Below are 23,473 nucleotides of genomic sequence, written 5' to 3' on the forward strand. Positions count from 1 at the left end.
TATATGTAAATATATTATAAATATTAAGTGATGTAATTATTAGTGATATATATTAAATTATAACACATTATAATTATTGTTTGTCATAATTCTTTAAACCATTTTTATTAAAATTACGATATATAAGTTGTTGCTGCAAAATAGTTACTAAATTACTAACAATATAGTATAATACAAGACCTGATGGAAACCATAAAAAAAATACCGTAAATATAACAGGCATTAACATCATAATTTTTTGTTGTATAGGATCAGTTACTGTAGTTGGTGATATTTTTTGAATTAAGAACATGGTAATACCCATAATAATGGGTAAAATATAGTATGGATCTTGTGCAGATAGATCATGAATCCATAACCCGAATGATGCTTGACGTAATTCTACCGAACTAATTAACATATAATATAAAGCTAAAAAAATTGGCATTTGTATAATTAGTGGTAAACACCCACCTAATGGATTAACTTTTTCTGACTTATATAATGCTAGCATTTCTTCGCTCATACGGTGTTTATCATTTCCAATACGTTCTCTCATAGCTGAAAGCTTGGGTTGTAAAATACGCATCTTGGCTATAGAAGTATACTGTGCTTTAGTTAATGGATACATTATACCACGTACAATAAAAGTAATTAAAATAATAGAGCATCCCCAATTATTAATAAAGCTATGAATAAATTGTAACAATTTAAATAAAGGTTGAGAAATAAACCATAACCATCCGTAGTCTACAGTTAAATCTAAATATGGTGCTACAGCAGCCATATTACTTTGTATTTCAGGTCCAACCCATAAAGTTGCATATAATATTTTTTTAATTCCAGGAGCAATGATAACAGGTGCAGAATTAAAACCAATTATTGATAATTCATTATTTTTATTTGTGGTATAAAACTTATTTATACCTTGAATGTGAGGAATCCATGCAGTAGTAAAATATTGTTGTGACATTGCAATCCATCCAGCTTTAGTAGTTATGTTAAGTGGATTCTCATCAAACGCATACTTTTGATATTTATTATTACTTGAAGAATATACAGAGCCACGAAAAGTATGCAACGTAAAATTACCGCTACTATTTTTACGGTATCTTGGTAAATTAATAGACTGTTGTAACTGACCAAACATACTTAGATATAGAGATTTTTTGCTGGTATTGTGAATAGTATGGTATACTCCTATAGCATATTCACCACGTTTTAGAACAAATGTCTTAGTGTATAAGACTCCATTTTGAGATTGATAATTTAAAGGAATAATTAATTTATTCTGATCTTTAGTTAATGTAAAAATATTATGATCAGTAGTATATAAAGGAGTATAATTAGTTAAATGATCTGGATCATTATAATTCATTAGTCCACTTTTAGCTTGATAAATAAATTCTGGAGTAGTTTCTAATAATTTAAATGGTGTCTTAGCACTTAAAGTTACTGGATAGGCTAATAAGTTAGCTTCTTCTATATCACCACCAAGAGTATTAATAGAAAGAGATAAGACATCAGTATTAACTGTAATTATCTTACCTTTATTACTTTTTAATATATTATTATTTACTTCATCTGTTTTTATAAAATTAATTTTTTGTTCTGTGGATTGATTATTATTGTCTGTTTGCCATTCTTGCCAGATCATAAAAGATACAAACAGTATAGCTATGAGGAGTAGATTGCGTTGCAAATCCATCTTTAATATTCTCTGTTATCATTAAGTGTTGGCGGTACGGGATCATCGCCACCTATGTGAAAAGGGTGGCATCTTAATACGCGTTTTAATATCAACCACGTTCCTTTTATTATTCCAAACCAAAAAATTGCTTCAATACCATATTGTGAGCAAGTCGGTTTAAAGCGACAATGTGTTCCTAGTATAGGACTAATAAAAATCTGATATCCGCGTATCAGATTTATTAAAATACGTGAGACTATTAACAATGATGACGCCATAACTGTTCCAAAATATATGTCAGCTTTTGATTATTTAGTTCTTGTGCTCTCTTTCTAACAATCACCACAAAATCCATGGCAGGTAAAAAATATTGATTTAAACGAAAATATTCACGAGTTAAGCGTTTTATCCGATTACGCTCATGTGCACGTCTAATAGATTTTTTAGAAATTATAAGACCAAGTCGAGGGTGACTTAGTATATTTATACGTCCAAGTATAGTAATATAAGTAGTACTAGCTCTTTGTGGTTTTTCGAATACAAAATTAAATTGTTTTGGAGTTAGTAAACGATACTCTTTAGAAAAAGTTAATTTAGCCACAAAAAATTAACCGCATTATTTAGAAACAGTAAGATGAACGCGTTTTTTAGCCCTGCGGCGAGCAAGCACCTGACGACCATTTTTAGTTGACATGCGAGCAAGAAAACCATGTAAGCGGTTACGCTTTAATATAGATGGCTGGAACGTGCGTTTCATAATGATTTACCTAATTTACAGTAATTACTAATGAGTATTATTGTGAAAAAATGATTTTCTTAATAACATATTTTATTAAGAAAAACTAATAAAGATACAGTATTCAAGATATTATTATAAGGCAACATAGTTTAAAAAACATTTTAATAATAAAAAATATTAGTATATAGATCCTCAACTATCAATACTTTCTTAATGTTAAAATAATCAATAAAATTAATTTACATGTTAGTAGAGTATGGTCTTAGTTAAATTATTTTAAAATAAAAAATTATCTTATTATCAATAAGATATTGATGATCTAAAAATATTTTTATTGAATAACTATGATTTAAAAATATATAATTACTTTATGACTGATGCTAATTATTTAATGAATATATTTTAATTATCTATTTATCTATAGCAAGTATTATCAATAAAGCAAAAATATTCTAAATATGATTATTATTTAATATATATTATTAATATAAGTTATTATTATTTATTATATTCATAATATAAGGATGTGTATTTTCTAAAATTTTATAAAAAAGATTATACTGATTACACTAATCAGTGTTGTATTGTATTATCTTAATTACTAATTAGTTAGTCAGTAATAGTATAATTATAATATTGATACATAAGAAAATTAATCATGTATTAAATGAATTAGTTTTTAATATATTATACATTAATATTAAACATACAAAAACATGATATATCCATAAAAAATAAGTAATAGTATTATAAGATACAGTAATATTCTTTAGCAGAATAATACAGTATATATAATTAATAATGTCACATTACTAATAAAGTATATTTTCTATAAAAAATTATTTATATTTAATATTATAAAATTAAATATTTTCTTCTGATAGATTTTAAGTTACTTATTATTTGCATAATATTTAACAATATATCATCTATTACTAATTTTAAGAATATTGTTATTATAATTATTTTAAAAAATTGATTTTAACAAAGATTATTGCATAAAGTAAAAATAATCAATTTATTTTTTGATTTAATGTGTGGTTAAATTAAGTATAATGTATAATTAAAGTGTTTTGCTATATAAATTTATACTTGCGATAAGAAAAACTATATTGCTTATTATCTGTTGTATTGTAATGGATGCGTATTTTATTAACAAAATGCATTTAATAAAAAATATTTAAAATATTTATTAAATATTTTTACATAAAATATTTTTTTAATATAACACTCAATTTTTTTGTAAAAAATTTCAGTTTTATATATCACAGGATAAATTTAAACCAAATAGACGGTTGAAATTATTCGTAGTGTATTTTGTTATATCATCTAGTGATATATCTTTCAACATAGCTATATATGAAGCTATTTCTCGAACATAAGCTGGCTGATTCTGTTTACCTCGATATGGAACAGGAGATAAATATGGAGAGTCAGTTTCTACTAAAATATGATCATTAGGTATATATTTTACTACTTTACGTAGTGCATTAGCATTATCAAAAGTTACAATTCCAGAGAATGAAATATAGCAATTCATATCTAATAATTGTCGTGCAATATCGCGATCTGCAGTAAAACAATGCAAGACTCCACCACATTTGTGTATTTGTTCTTCACGTAAGATATCTAACGTATCTTTATTAGCATTACGCATATGTATAATAATAGGTTTATTTAAATCATGGCCTATCTGGATATGTTGACGAAAAGATTCTTGTTGTAAAGCAATATTGTTTTTATCGTAGTAATAATCTAATCCAGTTTCACCAATAGCAATTACTTCTGAATCTTTTGCAAGATCAGATAGTTTATTAATATTATAATTGTCTGTTAAATATAATGGATGAATTCCGCAAGAAAATGCAACATTATTACGTTGTCCAATTTGCTCACGCATTATTATATATCCAGATAACGTGGTTGATACTGCGAGAACAAAACCCACATTTTGAGATTTAGCATTTTCTAAAACATTTTCTATACTCATATGTAATTTTATATAATCTAATTTATCTAAATGACAATGTGAATCTACTAAATACATAATATATAACCTATTAAACAATTTCATTATAGTATGCTAACTACATTCTGTAAAATTTTTATTCCATAAACATAGTTGATGTGTAAGCATAAGTTCACGATTCAATCCAATGACTGTTAGAAGTTGATGTCGGCAAAAGATACATTGTTTTAATTGTTGATGCAACTTCTTATTTGTTTGTATCATAGATAATTGATGTATTAATGGTTTATAATCTAAATTATCTAGTGTGTTTGTAATACCATGTTGTAATTTAATAGTATCTAATAAAAAAATACATAACCATGTTAAAGCATGGTTTACATTATCATGATTAAGACATGGCAATAATTGCATCCATTCGCGTTTAAGAATAGCTTTCTGTAATCCTTGTACAAGATTATTGCGTTGCTTCCATATATTTGGTTCAAGTATCTTTAATGCAGCAATAGGAGCGCCACTAGTTAAATGTAACGCTGTACGTATAGTTATATCATTGCTTAATTGTTGTTTATGTAACCAATTTATACTTTGATGTTCGCAGGGTATCGGTATATAAATATAAAAACAACGACTACGTAAAGTTATGAGTAAATGAGCTGGATTACGAGTACCTAATAAAAAATAAGTTTGTTCTGGCGGTTCCTCAAGGGTTTTTAATAACGCATTAGTAGCTGATTCTGTTAGTATTTCTGCAAACGGTACATAAATTACTTTAGCCCCATCTTGTTGCGCATAAGTATATAGTTTTTGTATGACTTGACGTACTGATTCAACACCTAAACTAGATTTATTTTTTTCTGGCTGTAGATAATAAAAATCTGGACATGTTCCAGATAACATTAAAAGACAACTATGACACTTACCACAACTTTTATCTCCTTGCGGTCGTTGGCACATAAGCCAGCGACCAAGTGCATACATTAATGCATCATCGCCACACCCATCTAAGGAATGCACTAATAAAGCATGATGTCCTCTTCCAAGTTGATATTGCTTTAGTATTTGACGGTATATTTTATTTAACCATGGATACCAGTTCATTGACTTTGCTCTTTTTGATGCAACCATGATTGCAATATAAAGCTAATAGCAGAAGTTACCTTAGGCAAGGATTCTGCTGCATTAACAGTAAAGATGCTTTTGTCTTTTTTAGCTAATGTTAAATAACGAGCACGTATACGCTCAAAAAAATCTAGAGATTCTTGCTCTATACGGTCTAAAGATCCACGTCGTCGCGCACGTTCTAAACCTATTATTGGTGGTAAATCTAAATATATTGTTAATTCTGGATTTAAATTACCTAAAACTATATCATGCAGTAATTGCATTAGTCGATCATCAATACATCGTCCTCCTCCTTGATAAGCTTGTGAAGAAAGTTCATGACGATCTGCTACTACCCATGCCCCCCGCAATAATGCTGGCTTAATAATATTATTTACTAATTGCACACGAGCGGCGTATAACATAAGTACTTCTGCTATATAATTCAATTTATCTTTTTTAAATTTTTTCTTAACTAGTTTACGTATCTCTTCAGCTAATTGAGTACCACCAGGTTCACGAGTAGATACTATATCTTTAATACCTTTTTGATGTAGTATATTAATTACAGTATTACATGCTGTCGTTTTACCTGCTCCTTCTAGTCCTTCTATTACGATAAACTTATTTGTCATTACTTCTCCATAATATCTTTTCAATATTATTGTGTAAGATTTAAGTATTATTGTATAAATTAATTATAAATACGCATATACTTTTGCTCTTAAAAATATTAATAAAATATTATCTATATAAATTTTACTATTTTACAAAAATATTTTTAATAAAAAAATAGTTTTTTAAGATATTAATTAATATATTATCACTTTACTTAAATTATTGATCATGATATATTTTATTGAATTTTATTACGATAAACAATTTATTAATAAAACATTCAGATATTAATTATAATTATCTTTTATTAGTCTCTGGATAATAATTAGTCACAAAGTAAATATTAAAAATAAATTATATATAATATATCACATATATTGAATATAATTTATATGATTAATATTATATTATTTTATTATTAATAGATAAAAGAAATATTAATATAATATTTTATTCTTATCAATAAGAAATGAAAGTTATAATACTATTTTAGTAATAAAAGATTATATTTGTATTATTGATTTTAATAAATTATATAATTCTTTTATACTTTATACTTGCATAAAATTTTAAAGTAATACAAGAATTATGCTATGAGTTGCTTTTAATAATTCAAGTAGTTATCTTAATTAACTATTACATGTATAACATAAGATACATCACTGAAATAATTAATTCTTTGAATTTTTTATTAAAAATTAATTAAATAATTAATATTATTACTTTAGATATATTATACTTAGAATAATTATTATGAAAATATTAAAAATAAATAATATACCTATAATACTTATATAAAAATATAAAAAAATATTTTTAATATTATAGCATCTTATAATAAAATATTTATGGTTAATTTTATTATCATAAAATACGATATATAATATTTTAAATATTATTATCTCGTAATAACTTGTATTATTATATTATAGATATAATCTGATATCCTTGATTAAATCATCATATTATGATTTCTTAATTAAGAAAGTAATTATTTTATCGCAATATGTAAATAGATATATCTTACTATTTGTTAATATATATAGATCATCTATAACACAGTAATCATATATAGTAATCTAATTATCAATATTATATAGATAATACTAATCATTGTGAATGCAATTAATATAATAATACCTTTAATAATTAATTTAATTACATAAATTAATATGTTTAAATAAAATTTTTTATTATTTTTGAATAAATATTCAAATAATATTATTAAATATTTTTTTAAAAAAATTTTATATTTTAATATATTTTATTTACTGTTTATTAATATTAATTATTTATAAATAAATCATAATATTTATATATAGTTATGTGAATCAATAGATCTTTTTTATAGTTCTTATTATTGAATATCTAAGTATAATATATATTACATATAGTAATATAATAAAATTATAGTATATTACAAAATATTTATTCAATCTCTAATAATTATCGATACAATATACATGATTTATTTTTAATGAAATATATTATTACTATATTTTTAAAAATAATTCTATTATATAGTAAATAGTTTTAAGATTTTATATTGAATTAATAATATTTATAGTTAATCTATAATTATTAAAATTAATATTAATAAGTTAGCAATTAATTTTATAAAAAGTTTTAAGTAATAATAGACTTAAGTTATTTCATATAATTTTTCATAAAGATTACCTATAGGAGAAATTATTAATGTCATCGTTAACTAAAGAAGCAGCTCAAATTCATACCATGCTTAAAGAATGTGGATTAGAAAATCCGCTACAAGAAAAAATATTAGATCTTGAAATTCGTACGCAAAAAATTAAAAAACACATAACAGAGATTATGCAATTACTGCATTTAGATTTATCAGACGACAGTTTAATAAAAACTCCATATCGTATTGCTAAAATGTATGTTGATGAAATTTTTTCTGGCCTTGATTATGCAAATTTTCCAAAAATAACAATTATAAAAAATAAAATGAAAGTTAATGAAATGATAACAATACGGGATATTACATTTACGAGTACTTGTGAGCATCATTTTATGAGTATTGACGGTAAGGCCAATATATCTTATATTCCACATGAATCTATTATAGGCCTATCTAAAATTAATCGTATTGTACAATTTTTTTGCGCATCGTCCACAGATACAAGAACGTCTAACTCAACAAATTTTAGTTACTTTACAAGTTTTACTTGGCATTGATAATGTAGCAGTGTCTATTGATGCAAAGCATTTCTGTGTTAAAGCACGTGGAGTTAGAGATACAACTAGCACAACTAATACAGTTTCTTTAGGTGGTCTTTTTAAATTTAGTAATAATATACGTCAGGAATTCTTACGCACAATAGCACATCATTATTCATGATGACATCTTTAATTCTTACCAAATCCATAATTATCTTTTATGTATAAATATCTATAATACTAGCTAACATTGTATTTAATGTATTAAATTTGAATAAAACAGATAATACCTTTATAATATGCATTATTTGGTTTTATTATTATGGGTATTAATAAATTAGCCATGATTATTATTGTAGATTAATTGTATTTATTATATTATTATTTACTAAATAAATATTCAGTTTTTTAATATTAGATCTTTACAAAATATATTGATTTTAATAAAATTGAAAATTAAGATCATTAATGAATTTAATATATTTTTCCAGCTTATATTTGATATATGTTTATGATTATCTTATTTATTATTTGATTAATGTAGTAATAACATAACATAATGTATATTGATTTTTCAGAGATAATATTGTAATTTTTATATAAATATTAATTATATAGTGATAAGAATAAATTTGCATATATCAAAAATATGTTTAAAAATTTTTTATATTCATTGAGAAAATATTAAATAATTATTTAATTATAAATAAATTTATATAACAAAAATATATATTTTGCTTTATATATTTTAGAAAAAATAAAAATGCTTTATCAATAAAAATAAGAAAAAATTATAAATATATCAATTAAATAAAATATTTATTTTTTATACTTACAATATATATGACTGCAATTCTAAAATAATAATATTTATAGTTTATTTCATTATAAATTAAAATAATTATTATATTAATAATCTCACTATCTATCATTAATTTCAATCATTGATTGTAGTCAAATAAAATTTTTTATAATTAGTAATAAATAAATATCAGTAATATTGTGTTATTAACATATAATAAAATTTGTTTATTAAACGGCATATAAAATGCAATAACACATTATTTATATGATTTAATCATTTAAAAAGTAAGATCTATCATGATAAAAATAAATACTATTAAATATATACATCATTATAAATGATATATTAAATAATATGTAATTCATTGAAGACAAATTCATAATAATTATATTGAATAGATTAATTTAGTTTGATAAAATATTTTTTATTTATTAAAAATAATTTTTAGTACATTATATTATAAAGATATAATATAATTAAACTATAATAGTTATTATAAAAAATATAGCATAATATATTATCTAATAATTATTACAAATAATATTTTCATTATATATCTCACTGAATTATTTATATGTCTATTTTAGTAAAAAAAAATCCTTTTTTAAGAAAATAACAAACATTTTTATAAAAAAATACTCTTCAATATATTGTATCTATAAATATCAATAAATATTATATTTTTGGTATTGGTTTTTTCAATCAAGGTTATATTTTAAATATAAGTATAATATTTTTTATTAATAATGTTGTATATTAGCTAAATTAAGATTTTTATATTACAATATTAAAAATTTATTATATATAATTTTTTCTTTTAAGATGTATTAATATTTTGATAAAATAAACTAAATTGTAATTATTTTAGTTAATTTATGGCTTTGTTATTATATGTATTTAATTTCTTATTTTAATTATTTAATATAGTTAATGAGCTTTTAAAAATTAATATATGTACAAAATAATTATTACTAACACAAGAGTATATCTATAAAATAGATAAAATATTATTATTGATATACATAACATAATTAATATTTTATTGTTTATATTTTACATTAAGCTAAAAGATACCTGTATCTATATTTTATAAAATAATTATATAAATTATATTTAAATCATATAATATGTTTTTTAAAAAAATATTAAAATATTGTTAACTAATAGAATTATTAATATCACAATAAAATATACATTAAATATTTTTATTGAAATAAATTATTATTATCAATATATTGATATATATTGATTGTAACTAATAAAATATATAAAATAATCTTCATTAACAATGAATGAGAACTTAAATATGTATTATTTAAACATTAATAGAGTTACTATATATGAAATTTTAACATTTTATACCAGATACCTTAATTGTTCTTCTGCGAAATTGTTATTACTTAAATAAATAAAATATTATTAGTCAATAAGCGAATATCATAATGAATGCCACAAAACCAATATTAAACTTATTAACTAAAACGGTAACTTATTGTAATAATCCAACAGCACTCTTTCATCAGTTATGTGGACATCGTACAGCTACTTTACTTTTAGAGTCAGCTGAAATTGATAACAAACAAAACTTAAAAAGTTTGCTTGTTATAGATAGTGCATTAAGAATTACGGCTTTAGGACGTAACGTTACTATTCAAGCTCTAACTAACAATGGTTGTAGTTTATTACCATTATTAGATAGAGCTTTATCTCTAGAAGTTAAAAGAGATATGCAACAAAATAAGTTAGTTTTATATTTTCCTGTTATTAACACACTACAAGATGAAGATACTCGTTTAAAATCATGGTCAGTATTTGACGCATTACGTATTTTACTTACATTAGTGACCGTTCCAGAGCAGAATCGCGAAGCGATATTTATTGGAGGATTATTTTCTTATGATCTTATCTTAGAATTTGAGAATATTCATCTACTTAATAATAATAAACAATCTTTAGATTTTTGCTTTTATATGGCAGAAACGTTATTAATTTTAAATCATCAAAATCATAGTGCTCATTTACAAGCATCTATTTTTACTAGTAATATAAAAGAAACTAAACGATTAGAAAAACGTTTACAACAGTTAGCTGAAGAAATACAATATGAAACTAAACCTATAACACATCATAATATTGAACACATGCAGTTACGTTGTAACTTAAGTGATGAAGATTTTAGTATAGTTGTTAGTAAATTACAACAAGAAATTCATGAAGGTGAGATATTTCAGGTAGTTCCTTCACGTCGTTTTATTCTTCCTTGTCCATCACCTCTGGCAGCATACCATACTCTAAAGCATACCAATCCTAGTCCTTATATGTTTTTTATGCAAGATGATGATTTCTCTTTATTTGGTGCATCGCCTGAAAGTGCATTAAAATATAATGCTAATAACCGTCTTATTGAGATATACCCAATTGCTGGTACTCGTCCACGAGGACGTTATGATAATGGAGAATTAAATCATGATTTAGATAGTCGCATAGAATTAGAAATGCGTACCGATCATAAAGAATTAGCAGAACATCTCATGTTGGTTGATTTAGCGCGTAACGATTTGGCACGTATCTGTGAACCAGGTTCAAGATATGTTGCTGATATGACTAAAGTAGATCGTTATTCTTGCGTCATGCATTTAGTTTCGCGTGTTGTGGGAATTTTACGTAATGATTTAGATGTTCTACATGCTTATCAAGCTTGTATGAATATGGGTACACTGAGTGGAGCACCAAAAATTCGTGCTATGCAATTAATTTATAAAGTTGAACAAGATCGTCGTGGTAGCTATGGTGGTGCTGTTGGTTATTTTACTGCACATGGCGACCTAGATACTTGTATTGTAATTCGTTCCGCTTATGTTAAAAATGGTATCGCTACTGTTCAATCTGGTGCAGGTGTTGTACTAGATTCCTTGCCACAATCTGAATCAGAAGAAACTCGTAATAAAGCTCGGGCAGTTTTACGAGCTATTGCCATTGCTCATAATGTTAAAGAGGTATTCTAATGGCTAATATTCTTTTGCTTGATAATATTGACTCTTTTACTTATAATTTAGTTGATCAGTTACGTAATAATGGTCATCGGTTAATAATATATCGCAATCAAATTCCTGCTCAAGTCATTATTAACAAAATATTTGCAATGAAAAATCCTATTTTAATGTTATCTCCTGGTCCAGGAGCACCTTCTAAAGCAGGATGTATGCCCGAATTAATAAAAAAATTATGTGGTAAATTACCTATTATTGGAATTTGTCTTGGGCATCAGGCTATAATTGAATATTATGGTGGACTAATTAAGCAGGCAGATGAAATTTTACATGGTAAAGCTTCTCTTATAGAACACGATGGAATAGGCATGTTTAACGGTTTACCATCTCCGTTACTAGTTGCACGCTATCACTCTTTAGTGGGTAGTAATATTCCTTTAGTATTAACAATAAATGCTTCGTTTAATAAAATGGTTATGGCTATCCGTAATGATAATGATCGTGTATGTGGATTTCAATTTCATCCTGAATCCATTTTAACTACTCAAGGAACACGTTTACTGGAGCAAACATTAAGGTGGTCTTTACTATAAAACATTTTTAATAAAAAATAAAATAAATAATTTATATACAAATATTAAATAAATTGTTTATATGTTAAGAAAATAGTTAATTATAAATTAATTGTATTTAGTAAAGTAATATATAATTAAAATTATGTTATTTTAATACCACATTAGTAAATAAATAATATTTTATAGATGCTTCGCTTGAATATATCAAAGATATAATAACATTAATTTATAATAATTAAAAATTATTATATACATAATTATAGTTAATAATTTAATTTATTAAAATTAAAAATAATTTTTATAAAAAATTAAGCTTGCTATTTATTGATAAAAAAGATATTATATAACTTAACATATATGTATTATATATAATATATTCTGATCCTTAAGAAGAACATTCTAAATATAAAATAATTTTTTATGAAATAAATGTGTTTTATATATTAGTTGATTAATTTATTATATTTACCTTTTTTATATACAATAGATTTTTATTTTTTAGAACATATAAGGTAATTATTAATAAACCTTATCAATGATTTATATAATATTTTATATATTAATATACATTTATAAGATAAATATATTATTGATATATAAATTAATAATAATCTATATTTATAGTGTATAATAAATAATTTTTGGATTAATATCCAATAAAATAATTAATATATTTATATGTTTTTATAAATTAAATAATTTACTTTGTATTGAACTATTTTGCATGATTTATTTATAATTATTTTTATAAAAAGTGAATAATAAACAAGTCCTTTATTACCATTTAATATATTTTATGTATTTATGAATTGTTATATAATTTCTCATTAATATGCTATATAAGTTGCTTATTATATTAGATGTCATATATTATTTTAATAATAAATATCAAACATACTATTATAGTAATAATGTTGTATAAAAAAATTATATAAATAGTAAAATTTTTTTTAAATTATTAATACTTATTAAATACAATAATATTTTAAATTTAAAAAATTATTTAACTATTGAATTATCTAATTTAGATGATTTCATAAATAATTATATATTTAAATCAATGATATAATAATTAATTCATTATTTTTATGATTAATAAATTATTATTAAATAATCTACTAAAATTTATATTAATACTATATTTAGTCTATCATAAAAAACATCTGTGTTATATATGAATAATATTTTTTTATTTTAAATATAATTTACTTATTACATGTTAAAGAAATACTAAAAATTAATATACATTTGATTATATAGAAATATTTCATAATATATTACTTGATATTGTATAATAACTAAATATAGTTTCTTATATTTTACTTGATAAGTATAGATATATTATCGTGATAATAAACATATAAATATTTTATAAGTATATTATTCTTTAAAAGAATACTAATATATAATAGTAATTATATATGATCTAATTGCATAGATATATTTATTCTTTTAAGAGAATTATAAATAATTATATATTTTATATTATATATTTATTATGCTTGATAAATTTATATCATTTAAGAATAATAGTAGTAAATAATAATTTTATTAAAAATAATATTATTATTGATATTATTTAATATAAATTTATATATATAATTATATTATTATAACTAAAATATTATTTAGTTATTAAAGATATTAGAGTAATCAATCATGAATATATTATATTGTACGATTTTCTTGCATAATGATGATATTTCTATATAACTTTACACTTAATATGAGAATATAATTATATTATTTTAGATGCAAACAATTAAATAATATTAAATATTATGATAATCTATACAATCTTTTTAGTTAGTGTTTTTCAAAGAATTTAAATATACTATAAAGTATAATCTACAATAAAATTTTTTTATTAAAAATTTTTATTTAATCAATCTAGCAATAGAATATAATATAATATAAATTAAACAGCAAGACTTTTAATAAAAATTTTATACTATATTATTGATAATACTTAAAATAAATACATTATATAATTATGTACGTTTATATAACAATAGATTTTAAAAATATAACTATAGTCCAATAATCATTGATTAATGATCACATTAATTTAATTAAATAAATCTTACTCTTCTTAACATAAGGCCGAAAAAATATGATAAATAAACGTAATTCTTATACTCAATCAGACCTAGAAGCTTGTGGACGAGCTGAACTATTTGGGGCTAGTGGTCCACCATTACCATCGGGAAATATGCTTATGATGAATCGTGTTGTAATAATGTCTGAATATGGTGGTAACTATAATAAAGGTTATATAGAAGCTGAATTAGATATTCAGCCTAATCTTTGGTTTTTTAGTTGTCACTTTATTAATGATCCAGTCATGCCAGGATGTTTAGGATTAGATGCTATGTGGCAACTTGTTGGTTTTTACCTTGGATGGCGTGGTGGTAAAGGAAAAGGACGTGCTTTAGGTGTAGGAGAAGTAAAATTAACTGGACAGGTTCTTCCTACAAATAATAAAGTAACCTATCGTATTCACTTTAAACGTGTAATAAATCGTCGCTTAATTATGGGTATGGCAGATGGTGAAGTATTAGTTGATGGAGTGATGATATATAATGCTACCGATCTTAAAGTTGGATTATTTAAAGATATCAGTTTATTTTAATACAATACTATAAATTTATTAAACTATAAAACATTAATTTATATTGATTTATAGTTATATAGATTATTCATATAAAATACTTATTATTAATAAATAAGAAAATTTTTAAAAAAAATCATTTTAATATAGTCGCTATATTCTTAATAAAAATACTATTTTTAAATTAATAGATTATACTTTAGAAAATATTTTGACATTTACAAAATAACACCGTTAATTCATTTTTTCTATTCAAGAATATTATGTTAAAATAAAAATAAAATTTTTTTGTTCATTGATGATTAAAATAGGTAACACATGTTTTTATAAAAAATCAAAATATATATTTTATATATAGTATAATGCATCTAAAATAAAAAGTATATGGTAAGTTATTAGAATACTTTTTATTCATGTTAATATATATAAATATATTAATTAACATGAATTGTATTATTATGTATATAATTAAATTATACATGCAATTAGTAATACTATTTTTTTACAAAAATTATAATAAATAAAATTATTTTTTATATTAAAAATATTTATTTTACTATATAAGTAATTTTAATTATTAGATATATAATACAATTTATATATAATTACTTACATATATTCATATGTATAACAGATTAATACATATTTAATATTACTTTAATAAAAATATTACTATTAGTATAATTTTAAGATTTTAAGTCATAATATATTAATAATATATTATTACAATATTAATAAAAATATATTTTCATTAAACAAGTTATCTAAAAATATTTATTATATTAATTAATATTAATAAATTCATTTTTTAAAAAAATATTCATGTATCTTGATAAAATTGTAAATCTTAAATTTATTAGTAATTAATTATAAATATAATAAAATATTCGTTATATAAGAAACATATATTATTTTTTAAATAAATAATATCATTTAATGATAACTTTTTTATTTATTAATACAAGTAATACTAAAAATGTATTTTTTATATATCTAATATATTATCTTTTATGATATCATGATACATTATATTTATTTTATATTAAAATATTTTTATTTAAAATAATAAAATAATTATCAAAATTATTGAAATAAATATTTCTTGAATAGTAATAATTTTATTATATTATAAAACATAGATAAAATAATTTTTTTTATTTAATAATTTATCATATTGATCAAAATAATTTGATATAGTAAAATACAAGATACTAAGTTATAAATTAATTATTATGATATATAAAATATTTTAAATATTATTGATTATAAGATCATATCAGTAAGAAATACATTTTACTTAAACAAATAATATTTCATCTATTAAATATTATTATAATTATAATAAATGTTAATTGTTAGTATTTAGTAACACTTATATTAATAATTATTGTATATAATATTTTTATCATTATTAATTAATAAACTTTTCTAAAATAATTTCATTAAATTGATATGTTTATTGGCAATAAAATATTATGTATATAACTTATATAGTAATATGTTTATATTGTCATAATAATTAGATTATAAAATTATGGATATTATGATAACAAATAATTTCTTTACAATAAATAATAAATTTATTAATAGTTAATCATATTACGTGTGATATATTGAATAGTATTTATTAATTTGCATATATAATACTTGAAACTAAAATAGTTTTTATAATTATACTATAATAATTTTATTTTTTATGTATACAATATCTTTTATTAGACCATTGATTATCACTCATAGATGATAATAATATTCATATATCTTGAAATGCTATCTAAAATTATAATTATAGCATTTGAAATTCAGCCCAAATAGGTGCATGATCAGATGGTTTTTCCATATTATGAATATCATAATCTATCCCAGCATTAATACAACATTGAGCTAATGATTTACTAGCTAATATTAAATCTATACGTAAACCATTATTTTTATCAAATCCCTTAGAGCGATAATCAAACCATGAAAACTTATCATTACATTTAGGATATAATTGGCGATAAGTATCAATCAGTCCCCACTGCATTAAAGAATGCATCCACTGACGCTCTTCAGGTAAAAATGAACACTTACCATGCAACAGCCAACGTTTGCGTTGTTTTTCACCAATACCTATATCATTATCAGTAGGACTGATATTCATATCCCCCATAATAATTAATTGTCCTATTGGTGTTTGTTCTAGTTTCAGGTAATTACATAAATCTTGATAAAATTTTTGTTTTGTAGAAAATTTAATATGGTTATTACGATTTTCACCTTGTGGAAAATAACCGTTAATAATTGTAAGTATCCCAACAGGAGTTAAAAAATTAGCTGTAATAATACGACGCTGAGCATCTTCCTTATCATGCGCAAAACCTTTAATAACTGATATAGGATATTTTTTAGATAACAAAGCAACGCCATAATATTTTTTTTGACCATGATAAAACATATAATAACCTAAATGCTTTAAATCATTTAATGGAAACATATCATCGTGTACTTTAATTTCTTGCAGACCAATAATATCAGGTTGATATTTACTAATAATAGCTTTTAATTGGTGTATATGAGCACGTAATCCATTAATATTAAAAGAAATACATTTCATAAATACATCCTATATAAAAAATATTGTTTAAGGCATATCATTAAATAAATAGTAAACATATAAATTTATCAAAAATATTTTAATAAATACAGATATCAATATATTTTGATTATTTTATTAAAATAAAATTGAAAATAATCTTAATTTATGTTTAATAGAATTACTATATAATAACTAGATAAAAATTTATTTTTATTATTTTATTAATACTTACTATAAATCAGTATGTATTCATTAATGTGAATATATTCATATAATATTTATTATTATAAAATTATTTTAGAAGAAATAGTATTATTTTAAATAAAAAAATTATAATTAATAATGCAGTGATTATGATAAAATATATGTTTAACTGTATTTTAGAGATACATTATACTACGCGTAATCTTCATAAGTTACAATGTACTATGTACTTTATTTGTTAATCTTTACTTAATGAGAAATTAGTATAATACTATTTATTAATATATTTGCCTATATTATCTTTAATATTTACTATAATATATTTATATCCTATTTTTTATTTATTTTATAATAAATATATAATTTTAAAAAAATTACTATTATTCTTTTAAGAATGAAAATATATTTTTTATATAGTATAAAATCATCTGTAATTTTATTATTAACAACAATATCATTATTTTATATAAAATTTTCTTTATTCAAACACAATCTATTAGATATATCTACTAGTTAAAATATAACAATATTTCATCATTATGATATATTTCATAGTATTTTAAAATTGATCTTTCATTTTCCGTAAGCGAGCAAAAATTTCCCAAAGATGATTTGGTTTGTTACCTAATCTATAATTTAACTCTAAAGCATTATCATAACAACGTAGAAAAGGATTTATTTTTTTTTCTATACTTAACAAAGAAGGTACACTAGCTTGATTATTTAATCGTAATTGATTAATTTTCTTTTGATATTGTTTGATATATTGATTTTTTGATAACACGGATCTTGCAAACTTAAGATTTAATTGAGTGTATTCATGAGCACAGCAAATTAATGTATTATTAGGAAGTTGTGCTATCAGTTGTAAAGAGTAATACATTTGTTGTGGTGTACCTTCAAAAATACGTCCGCAGCCTGCTGAAAATAAAGTATCTCCACAAAATAAATAAGGCATAGCATAATAAGTAAGATGTCCTAAAGTATGTCCTGGTGTATGTAATATCTTAAAAACTATATCTAATATAGTAATTTTGTTATATTTTATTATTGGACGATTACAACCTTTATTGATAGTTTCTAAAGGTCCGTATACAGGAATATCAGGATAGTGTTGTAAAATATCACTAACTCCTCCTACATGATCATCATGATGATGAGTTAGTAATATTGCTTTAAGACTAAGATTATTTTTCTTAAGGCATTGTAATACTTGGGGTGCTATTCCAGGATCAATGATTATACTTTCACGTTTAATATTAAATAATAACCAAATATAATTATCTTGCATAGCAGTAATTCTTATAAGATTCATAATATTAATTTTTTATTAAAAATAATTTTATAACGATAGGTAAGAGACCAATATAAACTTAATAATAAAGTATTTTTTCTTTATTATCCTATATAAAATTTAATAATAATCTTACAGATATAAATCTATAATTAATATTTTTTAATAAATAAATTATATGTATAAATATTTTATATGTTAATTCAACTTGCTTGATTTTTAGTTGATCTATAAAATATTAATCTTATTAAAGAATAATAAATAATTTATTTAATAAGACATTAATAAATTTTTTTAATATAAAAAATAAAATAATTTTTTTTATTATATAATATATTTGGTTATAAGTAGCTATATTTTATATATTAATTGATTTTGATATTTTTTAAAAAAATTTAATATTTATATATGAATATATATAATAATTCTTAAATTACTCTTTATTATGACCATAATAATATTTTTTTAAAAAATTATCTATATAACTTTATAATAATAATTAAACTATTGTATTATTACTATAATATACTCTTCTCATGAAATAGTCATTAGCAAGTAAATCATTGTTAATCTATCATTATAAATTTAATTTTCTGTTATTGAATATTTATATAACTAAGAAATTTAATTTGTATTAATATTGGGAATATATAAACTAAATAAATAATATATTGCAACATAAATATGTTATTATTAAATATTTAATAGATTAAATAAACTAAAGCATTTATGTTTTTCGCTAAAAATACATATTTTAGTAAGCAATATTATTATTTTATAATGATTTTTAATAAATATTTTATAAAAATATTATTTATAATATAAGATATATTATTATTAATTTTAATATATTAATCTAATATAGAATAATAATCATAATTAGTGCAATATTATTTAATTTTAATTTTCTTAAATACCTTAATTCTTGCAGAAGAAAATATATTTTTAATCTCATTGTATAGATAAATTTATATATCTTATGTAAGACATAACATATTGATATCAATAAAATAATATTTTATTTTAACTATATTGATCTAAATTTTATAAAATTATTACATTAATAAATGTATTTATAAATTAATTTAACTTGAATATTTTTTAATATAAAAAAATATTATTTTTATGTTATTTGAGTATTAAACTATAATATATAATATCATTTTAATTTACTAAAGTATTAAAATTATACAAGCATCTTATTTAAGATATTCATTTTTAGATGAATATATTAAAATTTCATTAAATTAATCACTTTAGTAATAAATAAGTAAATATCATTGCTTTTTATCTGGTTGATAACCATCATCCTTTTTTTTTGGAAAATTTGCAGCAGTTCGTGCTAATTCATCGCAGCGTTCGTTATTTATGGATCCAGCATGCCCTTTGATCCATATCCATTCAATGGTATGTTCTCGTATAGCTAGATCAAGACGTTGCCATAAATCAACGTTTTTTACAAGTTTTTTATCTGTTGTTTTCCAATCACGTTTTTTCCAATTATGAATCCATTGGGTAATACCTTGACGTAAATATTGACTATCACTGTACAATACTACCGCACATGGATTTTTTAGCATTTCTAATGCTACAATAGCAGCCATGAGCTCCATTCGATTATTAGTTGTAATATAATACCCAGAACTTAGTATTTTTTCGTATTGTTTATAACGTAAGATAGCACTATATCCACCTGGGCCTGGATTACCCAGACAAGAACCATCAGTAAAAATATCAACCTGTTTTAGCATATCTATTAGATAAATTCTCAGTCAAAACCTTAATAATGACATAAAATATACTATGAATACATAGAAATAATTAATAAATTGCTTGTAAATCAGGTATAAGATATGCTAATAACTATATTTATGTATTAATAAAGTTATTTAAAGTAATAAATATTTTTATAGTTTATATAAAAAGAAAGTATGATAATTTTGTTTAGTTAGCATTATCCTGTTGATATAAAGAATAATTTTATATTTAATTAAATAGTATTTTTTGCTATAAAATAGCATATTTATCAATAGTATATATGTAATATATTATATGATAATTATCATATATTGTATAATATTATGAATAGAATAGAGTTAAATAATATAAATAAAGTAAAAATTTTATATAAAGATATTCAGTAAGATATAATGTCCTGCATACATAATATATGTTATCTTCAATAAATATCTATAATATGACTTAGTAAAAAAATAATATAATTTTTTATAACATTACATATAAAAAATTGTTGTTGATAATAAGAATACATGATTTATAAAGTATAATATTTATTTATTATAAAAAATAAATAATTAATTATTGATAATTAATATAATAAAATTATATAACTAAATATAAATACAATAACATAAAATATAAGCTATATAGTAAATATTTTTACTAAAAAGTTTATTAACTTGGTAAAGTTCTTATAAATTTGTTCTTGAATAAGAAATAATAAAATATAACAAATATTTATTAATATGTGAATAATGAGTTGTTATTTAAAGAAAATCATTTATTTTATTAATTTTTAATTAACACAATAATAATATATAAAAATATTTTGTTATAAACATTAATTGATTAATTTCTAATAAAAAATATTTGATACATGTTTTAAGAAAATTTATATAATGAATAATATATTAACATTATTTTTTATATATCATAATTACTTATAATCAACAGATATTTTTATGTGAAGATTACGAATGTATAGTTTTTAAAAAGAATTAAATACCTATGTGATAATATACTTCTTATTGTTGATAATTACATATACTATATATAAAAAATAAAAATATTTCATTTTTGATTATATTCATAAAAATCGCAATATATTATTGATTAATAATAAAAAATATAATAATAAAATAACTAATCCTCAAATATTTTATACTGATAAAATATTATATATTAGTTAAATTAATAATTTTATTTATTAAATAATCTTAAATAATAGTTTTATTATAAATGATATTATATGTATTTAGATATATACCTACTTATAGTAATAAGATTAATAATAAATCAACTATAATATTGAATATATACTAATATATTTATATTATACAATAATATTTTATCTTTTGATATATTTACATGATTTAGGTATAAAATATATTATTAATTTAGGATATATAAATATAGATTATTCGCAATATTTATAAATTTTATTTATATTTAATATATTTATTAATTTTTATTATTCGTAATAATGGTAGTTATGTAATATATTTATTATATGCTATAGTAACCTTATAAAGATTTTATACTTATTAAGTTATCAAATAATCATTAAAAATTTAATTAGTAATGTATCTATATTTTATTCATGCATTACAGTAATATTAAAACCTCCATCAACATGTAAGATCTCACCAGAAATACCACTAGCTAATGAAGAACATAAAAATGCCGCAGCTTTTCCTACATCTTCTATAGTTACAGTACGACGAATAGGAGTCGCTACTTGACAGTAGGCTAGCATTTTACGAAAATTTTTTATACCAGATGCAGCTAAAGTGCGAATTGGACCAGCAGAAATTCCATTAACACGTATTCCATTAGGACCCATAGCATTTGCCATATAGCGTACATTAGCTTCTAAAGAAGCTTTAGCTAAACCCATAACATTGTAATTATGTATAGCACGTTCTGCTCCTAAATAAGATAAAGTAAGCAAACTAGCATCTTGGTTTAACATGTTACGACAAGATTTAGCCATAGCAACAAAACTGTAAGAACTAATATCGTGAGCTATTTTAAAACCATCACGAGTAACAACATTAACATAATCTCCATCTAGTTGTTCTTTTGGAACAAAACCAATAGAATGTACAAAGCCGTCAAATTTAGGCCAATAATCCTTTAGTTTTTTGAACATAGTATCAATACTTTTATCTTCTGCTACATCACATAGTAAAACTATACTAGAATCAAATTGAGCTGCATATTCTTCTACACGAGATTTAAATTTGTTATTCTGATAAGTAAAAGCTAAGTCTGCTTTTGCATTTCGCATGGCTTGCGCAATACCATAAGCAATAGAAAGTTTACTCGCAATTCCAGTAATTAAAATTCTCTTGTTAGCAAGAAAATTCATTTGATAATCCTCTTTTTAGTCTAGA

13 protein-coding genes and 2 pseudogenes are annotated in these 23,473 nt (G+C 21.4%); 4 read left to right on the plus strand and 11 right to left on the minus strand.

Annotated features, from left to right (window positions below; all coding sequences use genetic code 11):
- Positions 1 to 73 precede the first annotated feature (73 nt).
- From yidC to tmk, 7 genes are all read right to left on the minus strand, one after another.
- Entirely contained in the window at positions 74 to 1,687 is a 1,614-nt protein-coding gene (yidC, locus tag GII40_RS01115; protein WP_226813558.1) for a membrane protein insertase YidC, read from the minus strand.
- Positions 1,688 to 1,689: 2 nt separating this feature from the next.
- Positions 1,690 to 1,947: a membrane protein insertion efficiency factor YidD gene (gene yidD / locus GII40_RS01120; RefSeq protein WP_226813559.1), complete on the minus strand. Its 258-nt coding sequence runs from the start codon at positions 1,945 to 1,947 to the stop codon at positions 1,690 to 1,692.
- Positions 1,929 to 2,270 (minus strand): ribonuclease P protein component, encoded by a 342-nt coding sequence (gene rnpA / locus GII40_RS01125; RefSeq protein ID WP_226813560.1) that lies wholly within the window; start codon positions 2,268 to 2,270, stop codon positions 1,929 to 1,931. The genes yidD and rnpA overlap by 19 nt, the downstream gene beginning before the upstream one ends.
- A 15-nt stretch (positions 2,271 to 2,285) precedes the next feature.
- Positions 2,286 to 2,426 (minus strand): 50S ribosomal protein L34, encoded by a 141-nt coding sequence (gene rpmH, locus GII40_RS01130; RefSeq protein WP_226813561.1) that lies wholly within the window; start codon positions 2,424 to 2,426, stop codon positions 2,286 to 2,288.
- A 1,240-nt stretch (positions 2,427 to 3,666) separates the two neighbouring features.
- The gene (locus tag GII40_RS01135) at positions 3,667 to 4,455 is read right to left on the minus strand and encodes a YchF/TatD family DNA exonuclease (protein ID WP_226813562.1); all 789 of its coding nucleotides are present in this window, start codon (positions 4,453 to 4,455) and stop codon (positions 3,667 to 3,669) included.
- A 36-nt stretch (positions 4,456 to 4,491) separates the two neighbouring features.
- Positions 4,492 to 5,478 carry a DNA polymerase III subunit delta' C-terminal domain-containing protein gene (locus GII40_RS01140; protein ID WP_226813622.1) on the minus strand — a complete coding sequence of 329 codons (987 nt, stop codon included), beginning with the start codon at positions 5,476 to 5,478 and terminating at the stop codon, positions 4,492 to 4,494.
- The gene (gene tmk, locus GII40_RS01145) at positions 5,475 to 6,116 is read right to left on the minus strand and encodes a dTMP kinase (protein WP_226813563.1); all 642 of its coding nucleotides are present in this window, start codon (positions 6,114 to 6,116) and stop codon (positions 5,475 to 5,477) included. The genes GII40_RS01140 and tmk overlap by 4 nt, the downstream gene beginning before the upstream one ends.
- Before the next feature lie 1,678 nt (positions 6,117 to 7,794).
- Here tmk and folE point away from each other — a divergent pair.
- The 4 genes and pseudogenes from folE to fabA all read left to right on the plus strand — a co-directional run bounded on the left by folE (position 7,795) and on the right by fabA (position 15,282).
- A pseudogene (gene folE / locus GII40_RS01150) lies at positions 7,795 to 8,461 on the plus strand (GTP cyclohydrolase I FolE).
- Between the two features lie 2,066 nt (positions 8,462 to 10,527).
- Positions 10,528 to 12,090 carry an anthranilate synthase component 1 gene (locus GII40_RS01155; protein ID WP_226813564.1) on the plus strand — a complete coding sequence of 521 codons (1,563 nt, stop codon included), beginning with the start codon at positions 10,528 to 10,530 and terminating at the stop codon, positions 12,088 to 12,090.
- A pseudogene (locus GII40_RS01160) lies at positions 12,090 to 12,659 on the plus strand (glutamine amidotransferase-related protein); the annotation flags it as partial. The gene GII40_RS01155 and the pseudogene GII40_RS01160, both read left to right, overlap by 1 nt.
- A gap of 2,104 nt (positions 12,660 to 14,763) precedes the next feature.
- On the plus strand, positions 14,764 to 15,282 hold the full coding sequence (gene fabA, locus GII40_RS01165) for a bifunctional 3-hydroxydecanoyl-ACP dehydratase/trans-2-decenoyl-ACP isomerase (RefSeq protein ID WP_226813565.1): 519 nt from the start codon (positions 14,764 to 14,766) through the stop codon (positions 15,280 to 15,282).
- 1,765 nt (positions 15,283 to 17,047) lie between these two features.
- Here fabA and xthA read toward each other — a convergent pair.
- From xthA to fabI, 4 genes are all read right to left on the minus strand, one after another.
- Positions 17,048 to 17,857 (minus strand): exodeoxyribonuclease III, encoded by an 810-nt coding sequence (gene xthA, locus GII40_RS01170; RefSeq protein WP_226813566.1) that lies wholly within the window; start codon positions 17,855 to 17,857, stop codon positions 17,048 to 17,050.
- Positions 17,858 to 18,602: 745 nt separating this feature from the next.
- Positions 18,603 to 19,358 carry a hydroxyacylglutathione hydrolase gene (gene gloB, locus GII40_RS01175; protein ID WP_226813567.1) on the minus strand — a complete coding sequence of 252 codons (756 nt, stop codon included), beginning with the start codon at positions 19,356 to 19,358 and terminating at the stop codon, positions 18,603 to 18,605.
- 1,256 nt (positions 19,359 to 20,614) lie between these two features.
- Positions 20,615 to 21,088, minus strand: a complete 474-nt coding sequence (gene rnhA, locus GII40_RS01180) for a ribonuclease HI (RefSeq protein ID WP_226813568.1) — start codon at positions 21,086 to 21,088, stop codon at positions 20,615 to 20,617.
- Between the two features lie 1,583 nt (positions 21,089 to 22,671).
- Positions 22,672 to 23,448, minus strand: a complete 777-nt coding sequence (gene fabI / locus GII40_RS01185) for an enoyl-ACP reductase FabI (protein ID WP_226813569.1) — start codon at positions 23,446 to 23,448, stop codon at positions 22,672 to 22,674.
- Positions 23,449 to 23,473: the final 25 nt, after the last annotated feature.

The sequence above is a fragment of the Candidatus Profftia lariciata genome (genome assembly GCF_020541265.1).
Lineage (GTDB): Bacteria > Pseudomonadota > Gammaproteobacteria > Enterobacterales > Enterobacteriaceae > Profftia > Profftia lariciata.